This window comes from Fusobacteriaceae bacterium (genome assembly GCA_031272775.1).
In the GTDB taxonomy this organism is placed as follows: domain Bacteria; phylum Fusobacteriota; class Fusobacteriia; order Fusobacteriales; family Fusobacteriaceae; genus JAISST01.
The window spans coordinates 1-14,641 of record JAISTB010000009.1 but is presented as its reverse complement, the minus strand read 5'-3'; the positions used below and the strand labels follow the sequence as shown (position 1 = coordinate 14,641).

At 45.5% G+C, this 14,641-nt stretch carries 20 protein-coding genes; 4 read left to right on the top strand and 16 right to left on the bottom strand.

The annotated features are described in order from the left end of the window. Positions 1-2 precede the first annotated feature (2 nt). The 16 genes from LBQ97_02520 to LBQ97_02445 form a co-directional block, all read right to left on the bottom strand. On the bottom strand, positions 3-434 hold the full coding sequence (locus tag LBQ97_02520) for a hypothetical protein (GenBank protein ID MDR1831592.1): 432 nt from the start codon (positions 432-434) through the stop codon (positions 3-5). Further along, positions 406-1,245 (bottom strand): phage Gp37/Gp68 family protein, encoded by an 840-nt coding sequence (locus LBQ97_02515; GenBank protein MDR1831591.1) that lies wholly within the window; start codon positions 1,243-1,245, stop codon positions 406-408. The genes LBQ97_02520 and LBQ97_02515 overlap by 29 nt, the downstream gene beginning before the upstream one ends. Positions 1,246-1,258: 13 nt before the next feature. Beyond that, entirely contained in the window at positions 1,259-2,041 is a 783-nt protein-coding gene (locus tag LBQ97_02510) for an MmcB family DNA repair protein (protein MDR1831590.1), read from the bottom strand. Next, a complete protein-coding gene (locus tag LBQ97_02505) occupies positions 2,020-2,454 on the bottom strand; it encodes a hypothetical protein (protein MDR1831589.1) in 435 nt (144 codons plus the stop codon). Before LBQ97_02505 ends, LBQ97_02510 begins: the two co-directional genes overlap by 22 nt. Before the next feature lie 198 nt (positions 2,455-2,652). Next, positions 2,653-3,426: an ATP-binding protein gene (locus LBQ97_02500; GenBank protein ID MDR1831588.1), complete on the bottom strand. Its 774-nt coding sequence runs from the start codon at positions 3,424-3,426 to the stop codon at positions 2,653-2,655. Continuing rightward, complete coding sequence (locus LBQ97_02495; protein ID MDR1831587.1) at positions 3,414-4,247, bottom strand: helix-turn-helix domain-containing protein; 834 nt, start codon at positions 4,245-4,247, stop codon at positions 3,414-3,416. Before LBQ97_02495 ends, LBQ97_02500 begins: the two co-directional genes overlap by 13 nt. 122 nt (positions 4,248-4,369) lie before the next feature. Then, on the bottom strand, positions 4,370-5,620 hold the full coding sequence (locus LBQ97_02490; protein MDR1831586.1) for a hypothetical protein: 1,251 nt from the start codon (positions 5,618-5,620) through the stop codon (positions 4,370-4,372). Positions 5,621-5,673: 53 nt separating this feature from the next. Next, positions 5,674-5,949, bottom strand: coding sequence for a helix-turn-helix domain-containing protein (locus LBQ97_02485; GenBank protein ID MDR1831585.1), 276 nt, complete (start codon positions 5,947-5,949; stop codon positions 5,674-5,676). Positions 5,950-5,958: 9 nt separating this feature from the next. After that, a complete protein-coding gene (locus LBQ97_02480; GenBank protein MDR1831584.1) occupies positions 5,959-6,165 on the bottom strand; it encodes a helix-turn-helix domain-containing protein in 207 nt (68 codons plus the stop codon). A 13-nt stretch (positions 6,166-6,178) separates the two neighbouring features. Next, entirely contained in the window at positions 6,179-6,580 is a 402-nt protein-coding gene (locus LBQ97_02475; protein MDR1831583.1) for a phage antirepressor KilAC domain-containing protein, read from the bottom strand. After that, positions 6,564-7,124, bottom strand: coding sequence for a hypothetical protein (locus LBQ97_02470; protein ID MDR1831582.1), 561 nt, complete (start codon positions 7,122-7,124; stop codon positions 6,564-6,566). Before LBQ97_02470 ends, LBQ97_02475 begins: the two co-directional genes overlap by 17 nt. Beyond that, positions 7,121-7,375, bottom strand: a complete 255-nt coding sequence (locus LBQ97_02465) for a hypothetical protein (protein ID MDR1831581.1) — start codon at positions 7,373-7,375, stop codon at positions 7,121-7,123. The genes LBQ97_02470 and LBQ97_02465 overlap by 4 nt, the downstream gene beginning before the upstream one ends. Positions 7,376-7,501: 126 nt before the next feature. Then, the gene (locus LBQ97_02460; GenBank protein MDR1831580.1) at positions 7,502-7,783 is read right to left on the bottom strand and encodes a hypothetical protein; all 282 of its coding nucleotides are present in this window, start codon (positions 7,781-7,783) and stop codon (positions 7,502-7,504) included. 199 nt (positions 7,784-7,982) lie between these two features. Further along, on the bottom strand, positions 7,983-8,249 hold the full coding sequence (locus tag LBQ97_02455; GenBank protein ID MDR1831579.1) for a hypothetical protein: 267 nt from the start codon (positions 8,247-8,249) through the stop codon (positions 7,983-7,985). Between the two features lie 736 nt (positions 8,250-8,985). Continuing rightward, positions 8,986-9,213: a hypothetical protein gene (locus tag LBQ97_02450; protein MDR1831578.1), complete on the bottom strand. Its 228-nt coding sequence runs from the start codon at positions 9,211-9,213 to the stop codon at positions 8,986-8,988. Between the two features lie 29 nt (positions 9,214-9,242). Continuing rightward, positions 9,243-9,488, bottom strand: a complete 246-nt coding sequence (locus tag LBQ97_02445; protein MDR1831577.1) for a DUF739 family protein — start codon at positions 9,486-9,488, stop codon at positions 9,243-9,245. Positions 9,489-9,650: 162 nt separating this feature from the next. Here LBQ97_02445 and LBQ97_02440 point away from each other — a divergent pair, with 162 nt between their 5' ends. The 4 genes from LBQ97_02440 to LBQ97_02425 all read left to right on the top strand — a co-directional run bounded on the left by LBQ97_02440 (position 9,651) and on the right by LBQ97_02425 (position 14,566). Next, the gene (locus tag LBQ97_02440) at positions 9,651-10,268 is read left to right on the top strand and encodes a helix-turn-helix domain-containing protein (protein MDR1831576.1); all 618 of its coding nucleotides are present in this window, start codon (positions 9,651-9,653) and stop codon (positions 10,266-10,268) included. A gap of 178 nt (positions 10,269-10,446) precedes the next feature. Next, complete coding sequence (locus LBQ97_02435; protein MDR1831575.1) at positions 10,447-11,028, top strand: hypothetical protein; 582 nt, start codon at positions 10,447-10,449, stop codon at positions 11,026-11,028. Between the two features lie 136 nt (positions 11,029-11,164). Then, positions 11,165-12,211 carry a site-specific integrase gene (locus tag LBQ97_02430; protein ID MDR1831574.1) on the top strand — a complete coding sequence of 349 codons (1,047 nt, stop codon included), beginning with the start codon at positions 11,165-11,167 and terminating at the stop codon, positions 12,209-12,211. A 336-nt stretch (positions 12,212-12,547) separates the two neighbouring features. Beyond that, entirely contained in the window at positions 12,548-14,566 is a 2,019-nt protein-coding gene (locus LBQ97_02425) for a RecQ family ATP-dependent DNA helicase (GenBank protein MDR1831573.1), read from the top strand. Positions 14,567-14,641 lie beyond the last annotated feature (75 nt).

The window sequence follows — 14,641 nt, the reverse complement described above, 5'->3', positions numbered from 1 at the left end:
AATCAGTAAAAAATCAAGTCAGAAATTGCGTTCAAAATTTTTTTCTTTTGGTAATAGAATTTTCGCTCTGATATCTTGAAAAAAGTCAGGATTTCAGAAATTTCCTTGCCGCACATGTAAAACATGATGACAATGCCCTGGTATTTGAAGTGCCGAGTGCTTTCAAGGGCCAGCCGGACGGTGTCCGTTACGGATGTGTATCTTTCGAGAATCATCTTATTTTTTTCGATGATCTCTTCACGCTTTTCGAGGTCGCTTTTGACTTCTATGAGCCCGCCGGTCAACATGGAGACGATGGGGCTTTGTTTGATCAGAATAATTTCATCGTAGATCCGTTTTTCGAAAAAGCGCTTTTGTTTTAGCAGCGTTTTATACGCTTGGAGCAGGTCTTCCGTCAGTTTGATCTTATCTATCTCCTTTGGGACTCTGAACATGGATCTCCTTTTTCAGAAACTTTCGTAATTCTTCCGGCCATTCTTGAATGACTTCTCCGTCAAGCAAACAACCGTTTCTTTCTTTGTTTCGCTTTATTCCATCCGGACCCCACGCGCCCCATTGCTTGAAAAAGAACGGAACAGCACACCAGGCGCATTTGTTCTTCAGATTTCTGACCCATTGCGGATCCATAGGTCTTGCCTTTGGACCGCTTTCTCCGCCACAGATGATCCAATCCATTGCGCAAAAATCTACTATTCCAGAAATGCCGTCTTTTGTGAAGTAAATTCCGGATTGTGTGAGATCATCAAGCAAAGGCTCACAGGACAAAAAAACTTTTCCGGATAATCTGTTTTTTATGCCTGCGAGAATGATGGACCTGAAGGCATAGACGCGGCTTTCCACGGTAACTCCGACCCAGATATTTTTCGGGCATTTGTCCTTTTGGGAGTAATGACTTTCGATATATTGGCCCATTCTTTCAGCTCTTTTCGTCAATAACTGAAATATATGCTGCGGGTTGCTTTTCATGACGTCGAAAACTCTTTCGACGTATTGATCAGGAAATTTCTCATGAAAGATGTCGCTCATAGAACAAACGAAAATGATTGATGGTTTTTTTGATTTTTCCGGAATGCTTAATTCATCTGGATGGAAGGCGGGCTCAAATCCGTTGCTGTATTTTGACAATCCCATGCCCTGCAATCTTTTGACCATGGTTGCCGCATAGCAGTTTAAACATCCGGAGGAACACTTCGTGCAGCCGGTGAAGGGGTTCCATGTTTCCTGCGTCCATTGAATTTTAGTCAAAATTTACCTCCTTTTATTCTCTCTTTTCTATTTCTGAGTACAGGCTTTTTACACATAGTTTCAGACGGCTAATCCATGGCAGCATTCCGTCCCCGCGTGATAAAATATCATCAACTATTTGTGCGGGATTCCCTTGGTATTCTAAACCATGTTTTCGAAGGACTTCATATATCGAATTGTACGTGGTCTCCGCACGTTTTAATCTTTCGACTATGTTTTCATATCCAGCTTTTTTATACTCGCTGATTTCGGAAATCAATTTGCTTTTGACAAGATAACTCAATTCCTTCGTTGTTTTTTTGTTGTCAAGCCACTCTTTGAAATGCTGCACTTTAAAATTTGGCGGCGGAAAGGTCGGGTTGATCGATGACATGATGATATACAATAAAATTCTGTTTTGCTTTGTTGGATCCGCTCTTTGGTATTTAGCAGTTTTCATGGTCCGGAGTTTTTTTGTTTTATGATTATACCAGATTAGCCCAATGCGTTCATGAATTTCATGCTTTTCAATAAGGTTTTGCGGACACACAATATAAAGCTCGTCTGAAAATTCAAGATATTCAAAATATTTATTGTCCGCTTGAAAATCTGATCTTGATGTTTTTATTTCATAGCCTTTTACACATGGGGATACCCAGCTTTTCGCTATTGAGATTCCATCAAAAATTCTATATTTCCCATTGATCCCGTTTGTTCGTACTTGTGCCGCAAATATATCTGTTTTGTAGTGCATATTTGCAAGCGCTCTCGTGATTTCATATTCCGTCACTTTTTCTACTTTATCGTTGTTATCCATTTTTTCTCCTCTTCGGTTTCAACATAAACCCACGACTGCGGCGCTTTTTTGATGTGACTGAAAATTCCTTGCCCTAATTCCATTGGAAATTTGAATTTTTGCGCATTTCTGATATGCAGCGCATAGATTGATGTGTGCCCTTTTAGATAGTCATCCTCTGCCGGAGACATGGGGTAAGTTATAATTTCAGAGTGTTTGCCTTTCGGGAAAACGAAAAGGGCGCAGGTTTTTACAATTATTTTGCCCGTCACTTTGCTCACGGGAGCTGTTTCGTAGATGTAAACCGTCTTTTCCGTCTCCCAGTTTTCCAGCCACCCTTTGGGAATCCGGGGGCGATATTCCACCAATTTTTCGCGGCGATAGATCGCCTCGGCAAATTCCGGCCGAATGGACATCAAAATTTTATTTCTCATTTGTTGTCACCTTTTTCTTTTTTGGACATCCACAAGTAATATCGCCACATGTTCCGGAGTTGCTCTTTTTCGTTTCCACAATTGATCACGCCAAAATAACAGCGCATTTTGTAAAATGTCCAGACAGGGGTTTCCGAAAACTCCCCCCTGAACAGCTGAACTCTTCCGTCCCACTCGGGGATTTTGCCGCCTGCCATGTCATGACCCGCAGGCTTTACGATGACTCGGCCATCCGAAGATCCGGACCCTACAGGTTTCCTTTAGGCGATCAAATATCTTGTCGCTTCCGTCGATACGCGTTTTCTCCGCAAGCATTTTGAGAGTCAGGTTTGTGGTGATGATCGTGGGCATCTTTGCCCGATAGCGACCGTCTATGATCTCGAACAGCTTACCTTTGGCCCAGTCGGTGAATACTTCGGAACCGAGATCGTCCAGAATCAGGAGTTCGCAGCGCAGCATGTGATCAAGCAATTCCTGTTCGCTTCCGGGTGATCCATTGATCAGCTGCCGGACCCTGAGCAGATATTCGCCCATAGTCAGGATCAGTACCGTGTGCAGATCTTTCCGGAGCCTTTCGGCGATGATGTTGGCGCAGTAGGTCTTGCCGGATCCGGAAAATCCCATGAAGATGAAGCCGGTGCCGGATACGAGGTAGTCGTCGAAGTTTTCCGCGTATTCCGCGATTTCCCGATGGAGTTCTTGTTCTTTTTCCGATGTCTGATACACGGAGGCTCCGTCGAAACGCAGATTTTCAATGGACATCCTTTCGTATTTCATGACGGCCGCCAGTCGGTCAGCTCTTCTTTTTTGGGCGATCTCCGCAGCCCGTTCCGCTTCGGCGCGTTCGGCGGCGCAAGTGCAGTCCGGGATAAACCGCACGCGATTTTTTATCTCGTCGGACAGGAACGATACGTCATAGTCGTTTATTTTATACGCTTTGCCGCAGTACGGGCATTTTTTCAGGTCTTCCATTGTCCACCCTTTTGCTTTTCATAGCTTTCCCACGTGTTCGCTTCCGGACTGTAGTCCGGATCACCTGCGGCCGAGGTCCTTTTTTCTTTCGGCGGCGGGTCCCGGAAATTTCCGTTCAAGGCTTTTTTGAGATTGGCGACCTTGAAAATGCTGTCGACGGACATGGTCCTCCGGACAAAATCGCTTTTCGCCATGATCTCCAGCGCCTGAAACAGTTTGACCGTTCCGATCCGATTCACGCATTCCATGATCTGCCATGGATTTGGGGGGTATTCGTAAGCCGGGAGATCCAACTTCTTGTATTTGGCAAGTATTGTTTCGGTCATGACCGTCTGCGTTGGTTTCTGAACTGGTTCAGTCGGAATCGGGTTGTCTGTTTTTTCTTCGGATATGATTGATTCCACATCGTGAAATGTTTCGGGTTCGCTGTGTGTATTATTATAATATTCTAATCTTGTATTATTATCCGTGAAATTTTTTTCACGGGGGGTCATGAAATTATTTTCACTGCCCCCCATGAAATTTTTTTCACGGGGGTCGTCAAGCGACAAGATCCGTTTCTCGATTTCCATCGAGTTTTCCTTATAGATGTTCTGTGAAAACAAATACCCATGGTCCACAAGTTTTTTGATAGCCGAAATAATTGTCCGGACGCTGACGTCGTAAAGATCGGCAAAATAACGATTCGACGCGTGGCAAAAGCCGTTTTTGTTTGTCAGCGCTGAGATTTCGGCGTAAAGGATCCGCTCCATAAACGTCAGCGTCTTGTCATAGCGAACTTTGGCGGGAATGATGGCATAGTATCCGGGATGTTCAGTCATGATTGCCTCCGATCGGCTTCAGAAAATCCCGGAGAATCATAAGCCAATTTTTTTTTGCCATATCTATGGGGCCGATTTTTGTTGAGATAGTCGATATTTTTATTGACAAGTGATCACGTCCTTTAAAAATCAATTTGTAATGTATATGGGGTATTTTCCCAGCTTATTCCTATATAGTCGAGAACTTTACCCCACCCGACGTCATACATCCAGTATTTCCATGCTATCGGATTGCGCTCCCGTAGCCGGTCAAAACGATGAGGACGCTTTTCGAAAGTTATCCCGAAACCGCACATATCGCAGCCTGTTCTTTGTGCCTTTGTCGTGTATAGATTGCCGGAAACGTCTCGTCTGATTTCCCCATAGATCTCCGGGACAGGCACATTCAAGTCAAGCGCCAATTGCAGGATGTCTTGCCTCGAAAATATCGCAAATGGAGCCGATCTGGTGACGGTTTTCCCATAGTAATTACATCCAGTACGCATAAGCACCTTTTCTCGACGGCCGTGTTCTGAAGCCATAAGACCGAGGTATGGCGATGATCCGTTTTTCTTTGCATAGTCGTCGCAAGGCTTTTCTTTCAGATAATAGCAGCATTTTTGCGATACCTTGAAAGGCGCGCAGCAATAATCACAGCCCTCTTTTTGATTTTCATTGCCGGCGAATTTGCGGAGCCATTTATCCGACAGCTTCATTCGTGTATTTTTTCGGAATCCTCCATATTCGCCTGTTTCGCCGGTAATGATTGCATGTCGGACTGTAGCGTTCTTTTCAGTGGGGTTTTGCAGTAGTTCTATTTTTCCGGCGATTTCTTTGGAGATTACAGGAAATCCGAATTTTCGGATGACGTCCGTCTTGGTCATAAGCGGCGCTAACATAATGACTCCGAGTTGCTTGTGGATCCGGATAATCGAGGCGTCCTCTAAAGCTGATACGGAAATCGCAGGGACATTGATGCCGATTGATCGAAGAAAAATCAAGAGCGTTATGCTGTCAAGGCCGCCCACGGAGACATGACAGCGACCGTCGAGCCGATCATAAAATTCTCGCGCCCTGACTTCTGCATGCTTGACTTTGGCTTCATAAGGAAGTCCGCGCTTGATTTTCATGGTGTTGAACATCTCTTTTGCGTTTATGGAGTCCAGATAATCGTCAATCGTTTTCATATCAGCGTCCTTCATCAAAAGGTATCTGATCATAATGTTTGCATTCTGCGGTGACGGAGCTTTCATCGTATCCGTTTCGGCAAACGATATCGATCCAATGGCTTGTGCAGCAGAATCCGGTGCTTTCAGACGGAAACAGCGTTCTTTTTTGGCAGCCGCCGCATAGAAAATACGACGCCTTTTCAAAGGCGAAATTTGTGACGTCATCGGTCAAGTCGACTTTTCCGTCATCAACATATTCCATTTTTTACCTCCTTCACTCACTTCTTGATATAGATCCGCCGTTCAAGGACCTCGTCGGAGTCGATGTCGCGGATAATCTTGATCTCAATAAATCCCTTGTCCCGCAGGCGGGCGAGCTGGCGCTGGATCGTCTTGCGGTGAAAATGCAGGATGTCCCCCAATAACTTGTTTGATCCCATGCAATACTTTTTCTTTTCGGCGATGGTGTAAATCAGCGCATACAAGACTTTTTCGTTTCCGTTAAGTTTTTTTTCGCCGAGAACATGATCCGGCAGTTGATAAATTTTCGCCATGATCCCCCCTTATACGCCGATAATTGCCGAAACGTCGACGCCCAATGCGTTTGCCAGCCTGTGAGCCGTCGTGTGTTTGGCCGGGGCGTCATTCTTGTGTAACAGGTGCCAGATGGTGGCAAGGCAGACGCCGGACGCCTCAGAAAGTTCTTTTTGGGTGCAGCCCTTGCGGGCGATCTCCAGATTGAGTTTTTTTGTGCTGATCGATACCCCCATTTTTACCTCCTTTTCAATCATAATATTCCCGCCGACGGTAATGATCGCGCGTGCGCGTTTCTACATCCGGTCGGACAGGCAGTCTGTGATAACCACGTTTTTCCAATTCTTCAAAAAGGAATTTTCTCCCTTTCAAGGTCCATTTCAAATAACTCGTATCACGCCGGAATGATCCGGTGTCTGTGTCTACGGTGTATGTTGTACAGACGACCTTGGTATATCCCATGCCGTGATAGGGCACGGCCAGATAATATCTTTCGCGCTTGTATTGGATGCCCCATTCAACAAGAAGTTTATTCAGCGCGATGCCGGAGAGCCCGTAAAGCTCGGCGACCTTTTTGACCGGCAGCTCGCGATTCGTGCTGCATACGATGTTGTACAGCGTGGCCGAAACGTTTTCAGGTTTTGCTTTCATGGGCTGCCTCCAGCGGCTGAATCCACCGCTTGTATTTTTCTGTGAAATGCCGGGGTTGTCCCTTTCCGGCGCTGGTATTATAAAATTTTTTCCAGATGGCCGCGTGGCCGGGATAAGCTTTCGGAAATTGTTGCGCCCGGTGCTTGTAAAAAATAAAGGTCAAGATAATAGTCGCGGCATGATCCCATTCGAGATCTTGCGTCGTCACGCGCGCCAGCTCCAGGCCGTAGTTACGGACAAGCTCCCTGTCCTTATCATCGGCCTTGTGCTTGATGAAGCCCAGCCCCGTCGGAGTGATCTGCGTGATCCCGAGCCGATTGTCTTTGTACTGGCCGAAGTCGGTCTCGACGGCCGCCGTCCCCATGACGAGCTCCCGGAAATCATAAGCGTCCCCGTTGGCGGCGCGGAATTCCTCGCCGCAGGCGTGAATGATCTTGTAGAGCTCATGCGGCGTTATCCGATAGCCGGTCTTTTTGGCTTTTTCCGAGAATGACACGCATGCCGCCAGTATCATAAACGGGAGCACGATCCATCGGGCCGTCATGAATAGGTCTCCGCCATGTTTTTGGTGTATGACAAACAACTCATATTAACGGCGTCGACGTTTTTGACGTATGAGTCATTTTTAAAAAAAGCGTCGACGTTTGCGTCCCCGGACGAAAGGATTTCCAGTAAATCCCGCGCGGGAAACCGTAAAATGTTTTTTAAAATGGTGTATGCTTGCGTGAAATTATTTATTTCGCAGCAACTCACTAAGGCCGCAAAAAGCCAGGATAATTTTTCTTTGTTGGTCATTTTTCCCTCCTTCAGTCGTCGCCTTCGATCTGCCGGTCCATTGGATCCGTTCGCGCTTTTATTACAGCGGCGGCCAGTTCTTCCAACAGAGGCCGGTACTCAGGCGATCTAAGCAGCGCGCCCCATTCATCGAATGTCAGCGTATCTTTCGGGTTTTCCATGCTCCACCCAGACGACTTTCGGCAGCGCCTTTTCCTTTCCCATTTCCGTTTTTTTCACTTCGTCTATAAACGCGGTCCATATATCCCACGTGTGGACGAAACTCCAGTTTTTGCCGTACAGCTTGAACATAACCTCCCGCGCCGCCATGTAGTCCGGCGCAAGAATCGGCTGCCAGTATCCTGCGTGATCGTGGCAGGAGCCGAAGGTTCCGGCAAACATTGAATATTTTTGTGTTTGTTTTTCCATTGTGCCCCCTTGGCTGAAAATTGCTTTTTCGGGGAGCGTCAGGTTAGCGCTCCCCGTTTCCGGTATGTCGTGGCAACGGAGATATATGGGCCCTCGTCGCTCGTATCGGTTTTTTTTGGGTAAAAAAACACCGCAAAAATTCCTTATAAAAAATTTTTGCGGCGCCGGTCGTAATTGTAACGGTTGGCATGCAGAATATTCAGATGATAGGTTCCGGGGAAATCCCGAAATACATTTCGCGGCAGTGGTAGTGCTTGGCTTTCGAGATGGCCGCGAAAACCGCGTCTGCCATCTGCGGAGATACGGGATTCGTCCATTCTCCCATGTCGTATCGGTTGATCAGGTCAAGATCCGCGATGTGATTTCCGTGCAAATCTTTACACCATCCGCTGATACGAAAAATCTCGATTTCGATCTCCTCGTTTTGGCGCTTTACCTGGACGAGGTGATCCCCTTTTTCGACCACAAATAATGCGTGGTCGCCGTTGGATAACTCGCCGCCGGTCCTGACAAAAATTGCTTTTTTCTTTTCGAAGCCCGGGCCACAGATGACACGGGCGAATCCTCCTTTTGTTGTGGCCCCTCCGCATTCCCAAAGTGCAGGATATCCGGATTTTGTTGTGTTACAGATTGCGGTGCTTTTTTCAATCGTTTGTACCATTTGACATCGCCCCCTCAGACTTGTCGGCTGGTAACGGCCGTTAAGATGTTTTCATTTCTTTCTCCTCAAATGCTTTGAATATGGTATTCATTCAGCCTTCCGTTGACTTTTTGCGTCAATAATGATTTTTTGTTGATTGAGGTGATCATTGTGGATGTTTTGAAATTTGCAAAAGAATTGATGGCATACTGTGAGCAGAACGGAGATGTGTATCGTTATAAACTTGTTGATTCTAATCGAGCGGAAATTATGAAATTGTGTGGAATTGATATCATGATAAAGGAGCAACTGGATCGCGTTGTTTTCTTCTACTCTTGCGCTTGTTTCGTTATTGAAGTCTTTTGGCTTTTTTGAGTTCTTATATCGTCTTTGTAAAAGGTGACAAATATTGCGATTAAGCTCATAATTAGAAAGAATAATAGACAAGATGCGCGCTCTTTTTTGAAGTTTTTCAGCTTTATCAAGCATTTCTTCTGTGGTCATGTCTATATTGATAAACATGGCATGCACGACAAGACGCGTTATCTTAGGGAGTTAGGCATTACTGACCAACTTTTACAAACGGGTGCAGTGCGAAGTATGCGAATGATATTTCTCCCGTCGCCAGCATGTAAACGATTAGCGAGGTACCAACTAAGAATAACAACCACCCAGTTCCGATCAAAATTTTCAATACGAGATCTGGACCTCCGCATTTTTCGACCGCAGGATCGGGTTGGGTCAGGAAAATCAGAAAGACGAGGTTGAAGGTAAATTGTAATAACATCATGGCTCTCTCCCCCTTTTTGCGGCCGGAAGTCAAGCGGTCGCGTTCCGATTTTCGGAACTTTGTTTTGAAAAAAAATATTCTTTTATGTCCTTGTCAGAAATTTCGAGGATTTCGCACATCCTCTCGATCTCGGACTGCGTGAAATAGGCCTTGTTGTTGAGTCTATTCCACAGGGTGCTGTGCGCCATCGGGAACATGGCACACAAATTTTTGCGGTTGCCCGCTTTCTCGGTAATGCGCCCTTTGAGCTTGCTATAGTCATATATATATTTCATTGTTTTCTCCTTGGTTCCTAATTTACGAACTTATTATAAATGATTTTTTTCATTTTGTCAACATTTATTTTCTTATTTTCGGAACTTTTATTTAAAAAGTTGACTTTTTGGGAACCTTGGTATATAATAAAGTTACAGAATTTGAATACTTACGGAGGAAATATGAAAGTGAAATGCTGCGAGCGCCTGCAAGAGGCGCTGAATATTGAGAATCTGAAGCCCGTGGATTTGGTAAGAATGACGGGGTTGAGTAAGTCGACCATAAGTCAGTACCTTTCGGGGGCCTATGAGCCAAAACAAGGAAATCTGAGCTTGATTGCTGACGCCCTTGGCAATTATAGCGAGGCATGGCTCATGGGTTATAATGTCCCACGGTTAAATGATGAAAAGAAAAAAATCATCAAGCTGATCCCCTTGAAAGGCCAGATCGCCTGCGGTCAAGCAGTGGAAGCCATCGTATGGGCCGGGAAAAGCGTGCCGGTCACGAAAGACATCCACTGCGATTACGCCTTGCAGGCCGTCGGCAGCTCCATGATCGGCGCGCGCATCAATGACGGCGACTTTGTTTTTATCAGGGAAAACGCCGAAGTCAGGGACGGCGACATCGTGGCCGTCATGCTGGAGAACGATGTGACCCTGAAGCGGATCCGGTTCAGGGAGACGGAGATCGTTTTGAAAGCGGAAAATCCTGACTATGATGATATACATATCAAAAAGGAACGTTTTGAGACAGTGAAAATCGTCGGCAAGTGTGTCGCTTGCCAGATAAAAATAACGTAGTGAAGACATTGCGAACGCGGGAGACGCTTGACTTATATGGACCTGACGGAAAGAAGATGCAGGCCGGAACCGGAACCATTACCGGTATGTCCCCGGACTTCCGGTATTGGCAGATAGAAAAAAATAACATTATGCGTAAATAAATCGCTTGCGATACGAGAACATCTGGGAGGTGTTCATGGTAGAGACCAATGGAAAAAGAAAAAACATCATAAAATGGCTGGCCATTTCCATGCTTCTCTTTAACATCGCCCTGGTCATCTTCGTCAACACGATTCCCCGCCCGCCTGCAAAATCCCCCGCCGCCGAATCGCAAGAAGATTATGAACGCCTCCGGCGGCTTCGGCGTGAAGACATGGACGCCGCCCATGCGACGGAAATCAACGCCGCCTTCGAGATCTGGAAAAATTACGCCCGGAAAGAAATCCGGATGTCTGTCCAGACAAATATCCCCGAGGGCGCGGTCCTCGCCTTTACCCTGTCGAGCTCCATGTCTTCAAAAATTCCGCCGATCGAAAAGCGGATCCCCGTCAAAGGCGGCGACGCCCGGGCGGTTTTCGCGGTCCCCGACGACTGGCCGCCCGGCGGACTGATTGCCGACGTCGCCCTGCGACCGGCGGATCAGCCGACCGCCATCCTTGCCCTTTACGGCCAGCGCCTGGAAAATGCGACGGCGGCCGACGGGCATATCTACCGGAAAGCCGATCAAGTCTATTGGAGCATGTACATCAACATGATCACATGGCCCGAAGGCCAATAAAAAATACCTCCCCGGACTGCCATCCGGAAAGGTATGAGAGCGTGATATAAAATCAAGCCCATTCGCCCTATTATATCACGCCTTTTCAAAAAATACAAAATTTATTTTACATGAAGAAACAGGAGTGATTTTTATTATGCGAAGAAATCCGAAAGGTTCCGGATCCATCTACACGATGCGAGACGGAAGACGCAACAAAAAATACCGAGCGGTCGTCACCCTGGACGCGGATCCCGTGACAGGAAAGCGCCGCCGGATGACCGTGGGCATTTACAGGACCGCGTCCGAAGCGGCCGACGCCCTGGCCGCATGGAAGAAAGACCCCTATGACACCGACGTCAAGAATCTGACATTCGGCGGAACCATCGACCTGTGGCGCGAGGAGCATTTCAAAGCCATCGCGGAAAATTCCGCATACACGGAAAAATACGTGATCCGGAAATTTGCGCCTCTTTACCACCGCCCGATCCGTGATATCAAGCTGATAGACGTCCAGAAAATGTTTGACGACATGGACCTCGCGCCCAACACAAAAGCCTATTACAAAGGCATTTTCTGTTCCATCTACAATTACGCGGAAAAATACGGCTTTGTCGACCGGAATTTCTGTCATCTGATCGAGACGGGGAAAAAAGTAGGCGTCAGGGAACACAGGATATTTTCGCCGCAGGAGATCTCCATCCTGTGGCGCAGCCGCCTCGTCCCCCTTGTGGATACGGTCCTGATCCTGATTTATACCGGAATGCGGATCAATGAGCTGCTGAAGCTGAAAAAATGCGACGTCAACTTGAAAGAACGATATATCATAGGCGGATCGAAAACGGACGCCGGGCGCGACCGCCTGATTCCCATCCACAGGGATCTTGTCCCTTTGTTCAAAGGGCTCATGCGGACCGAAGGCGAAACCCTCGTCACGACCCGGACAGGCAAGCAGCGGGGCATACACTCGTACCGCGTGAAATTCCATAAGCTCATGGCGTCCCTTGGGATAGAGCACCACTACGTGCACGACACCCGGCACACGTTCGCGTCTTTGATCAACGACAGCGGCGCGAACGGGACGTCGATCCGCAAGATCATCGGCCACGTCAGCTTCGAGCAGATGACTGAAAAGGTCTACACGCACAAGACCATCGTCGAACTCCAGGCGGCCGTCGACATGATCGAAATCAAAGAAGCCTGATTTCAGGATTTCAAGCAAAAAAGGCACACAGTATGCCTTTTTTTGTTGCGCCGATACCCTGATGGCCATCCGCATTTTAGCCGATTTTCGAGATACCGGTATGGATTTATGCGTGTTTGAAAGCTGTATTTTTTATGATTTTTGAAAATGTTCGGCCAGAATTTTGGCCGGACCTTTTGATATCTGGCCGAAGCGGATCCGGCCAATAAAAAAAGACCGGCCCGAAGGCCGTCGGAAAATAGGCACACGAATGGCACACTTTTTGAAAATGGATGGCTTTGTTTCGTTGGTTGCGTGTTGTGGTGGCTATTTTATGAAATAGCGATTATTTATTTTTTGAAATCTGGTATTTTAAAACTTGCAGAAAAGGTTTGGAACGTCGATTTGATAATAGCTGAAAGCGTAAGAAAAAGCCAACAAGAATTATTTCAAATTGCTTTTAATGACATTTGGCTATTCATGAAAAATTTGCTGACATTACTAGGGATTCACATAGAAAAGCCACGAGTAAACTTCCATTCAAAAAAGGCTACCGCAACCATTGCTACTGTATCAGAAAAAGAAACTTATTTTATACCAGAGAGCGCAATGCTCATAAGACCTCTGAATGAAGTGACAAACCAACAATATAGGATCGCTACAGCTCCACCAATTATATATAATACTTTGCGGCCCGATCCGGATGATTGTATAAGGGAAGCTCTTGAATTCTTTCTTATTGAACTTTTCGGCTACGATCACTTCAATTCCGGGCAATTGGATATAGTTAAAGCAGCATTGGCAAGGCAGGATGTCATAGGAATTCTGCCAACTGGATCAGGTAAATCACTATGCTATCAGTTGTCGGGATTGCTACAACCTTGTATAAGCTTTATTGTTGCGCCTCTGATTTCTTTGATTCAAGATCAAAAATTCAATTTAGATAGTTTTAGTATTGTAAGAACTGCCGCAATAGCGAGTCATAATACATCAGAAGCTAATAAAGCTTTTCTCGATGATTTTGGCGATGGTAGATATCAGTTTGTATGGATTTCCCCTGAGAGGTTCATGATTAAAAGTTTTCGGGCAAAACTTAATAAAATAGCCAAAAGGAACTATTATGGCTATGCTGTTATTGACGAGGCGCATTGCATTTCCGAATGGGGTCATGATTTTCGAATTTCGTATTTGACACTGGCCAATACGATTCGAAATTATTGTCCTGGTGCAAAGCTGATAGGATTGACGGCAACCGCTTCAGAAAATGTATTGACTGATATCTGCGCTGAATTGAATCTATCTCTTGACTCGGTCAGAGCAGGAAGTGAAATGGATCGACCTGAATTACATTATCATTTTATTCGATGCGAAAACAATGATGAGAGGCGACAAAGATTATTGATGGAACTATCTTCTCTGAATGAGCGTTATGAAAGAAATCTACATGAAAATATTTTTGAAACCACCGGGGAAGATACCATAGCAGGGATCATATTTGCCAATACTAGAGGTAATTATAGGCAGCAAAATGGCTGCGATGACATTAATGCCTTTCTTCGCAGGAATGGATATGCCCACGGAAGGACTTTTTTTGCCCCTCGTGAAGGAGAAAAAGACAACAGAGCAGAAATACAAAAAGCATTTCTCAACAATGAATTTCCGTTTATAATAGCTACAAAAGCTTTTGGAATGGGTGTGAATAAAAAGAATATTCGTTATACTATACATTTTGGCCTTCCTTGGTCCATTGAATCATTCTATCAAGAGGCTGGGCGAGCAGGTCGAGACAAAGAAAAAGACAATCACTCGGACAATTATATTTTATATATTCCTGAAAGAGATGAAAGTGCCGAAAAGATGATTTCTGTCTTAGAAAATCCAAATTCTCATATAGAGAACATCATGTCGGAACAATTGACCGGAGATCTTAATTCCATCGTTTGGTTGTGGCTGCAAAATAATAGGCCGGTAGACCAGCAACTAAAAACTATAATGGAGATATATCATTTTCTCTTAAGTGGAAAAACAAGATTCTCTTTGAGAGATTTTCACTATTCTCAGTTTGAATGCGACAGTGCGCTTCATAAATTAATGTTGGTTGGATACATCATAGATTGGACATACGATTATGGAACCAACACGTATGATGTTACGAGTACTAATGAATGGACACGATATGTAGCTGAGCGAAAGATTAAAGAATATTTAAGCAAATTTAAGGCTGTCAACACTTTTGAGAAATCAGAATTGTATCATGAATACCTTAATTCAGACTCGGGTGCATTACTAAGTAAACTTATGAGAGCACTTTTGATATGGATTGATGAGAATATTATTGCTTCCCCGATTAAACCTTGCGCAGTTTATGCAGCGTAACTGGTAGTCTTTGAACCGAAAAACCCTTTGATCTTTTCGGGAAGTAGCTGCACGGATTTCAAGTGTGAACGCACG